Below are 1,540 nucleotides of genomic sequence, written 5' to 3'. Positions count from 1 at the left end.
CCCGGTTACATTCCGAACCCGGAAGCTAAGCCTTCCAGCGCCGATGGTACTGCACTCGGGAGGGTGTGGGAGAGTAGGACACCGCCGGACATCTTTCACGTGTGGGCCACCCTTCGGGGTGGCCCACACGTGTTTCTCCCTGTTCCCGACCCGGGCTTCCTACAACCTACGACCTACGACCTACGGCCTACGGCTTTTATGCCTGCCGTGCCCTCCTGCCGCCTTCCGTGCGTCTTCCAGGGCCATCCGTGTCTTCCACGGCCTGCTGGCGTTGACTGCTGCCTGCTGTGCACTGCCTGGCGGGTCAGGAGCCCCGGAGAACCGCGCACCCACCCCGCCCCCGCGCCGGCGACCCTGCCCCCCCGGGCGCCAGGAGGTCACTCCCTCACCGGTGTTTCCCCGTCAGCCGATTCCCCGCCCTGACGGCCCCCTACCGGCCGTACTCCCCCCGACTCCTGTGGTGATCAAGGGGTTTGCGTCACGGGTGATCTCCAATCGTGACGCAAACCCCTTGATCAACGCGGCAAACCGGGGGTCTGTGGGCGGGGCGGAGGGGGCAGGGTGGTATGCCTTGGGCGTAGGTGGGTGTCGAGCGGGGGGTTGCGGGGTAGGCAGGCCCGTCCGGGAACCGGGGGCCGGGGTGAACCTTCTGGGCGTGCTCTACGCCTCGTCGGTGATCGACCTTGCCGGTACGGGGTAACTGCTCAGGGACGGACCGAGCAGACCCGCCGGTAGCGGCGGAGCTAGGAGAAGCCATGAGGATCGGAATCATCGGGTCAGGGCAGATCGGTGGCACGCTCACGCGCCGGCTGCGGACACTTGGGCACGAGGTGACAGTGGCGAACTCACGTGGCCCGCAGACCCTCATTCCGCTCACCGAGGAGACCGGGGCCACCGCCGGCACCGTGGAGCAGGCAGTCGACGGGGCCGACCTGGTCGTGGTGGCGATTCCGCTGCTGGCTGTTCCCTCCCTGCCCAGCCCGATCTTCGAGGGCAAGGTGGTAGTCGACGCCAACAACTACTACCCGCAACGCGACGGGGACGTCGCCGAGTTGCTGGACCGCAGCCTCAGCTCCAGCCGGTGGACGGCCGACCACCTCAAGGGCGCCCGGGTGGTGAAGACGTTCAACAACATTCGGGCCCAGCACCTCCTGGAGCGGGGGCGTCCCGCCGGGGACGACGACCGGATCGGCCTTCCCGTTGCCGGAGACGACGCCGAGGCGAAGCAGATGGTGATGGAGCTGGTGGACGCCCTCGGGTTCGACCCGGTGGATGCGGGCACCCTCGACGGAAGCTGGCGGCAGCAGCCCGACACGCCCGTGTACGGGACGGACCAGAACGCCGAGGGGGTCCGCAAGGGGCTCGCCGAGGCTCGCCCCTGAGCCGACCCAGCCGCCCGCCCCCGGGCAGCAACCTTGGTCACGGGCAGACAGACCGCCACGGCCCACGGGCTGGGCGAACGGGCCACGCGGCCCACGGGCCACGCGGCCCACGGGCCACGCGGCCCACGGGCCACGCGGCCCACGGGCCACGCGGGCCA

At 70.1% G+C, this 1,540-nt stretch carries 1 protein-coding gene; it reads left to right on the top strand.

Going from position 1 to position 1,540, the window contains the following annotated elements; genetic code table 11:
* Positions 1-755 precede the first annotated feature (755 nt).
* On the top strand, positions 756-1,382 hold the full coding sequence (locus ABT336_RS26265) for an NADPH-dependent F420 reductase (protein ID WP_350900108.1): 627 nt from the start codon (positions 756-758) through the stop codon (positions 1,380-1,382).
* Positions 1,383-1,540 lie beyond the last annotated feature (158 nt).

It is taken from the genome of Micromonospora sp. NPDC000207, from assembly GCF_040300925.1.
Taxonomy (GTDB): Bacteria; Actinomycetota; Actinomycetes; order Mycobacteriales; family Micromonosporaceae; genus Micromonospora.
Note: the sequence above shows the minus strand (reverse complement) of the source record. Positions and strands in the feature narration are given on the sequence as shown.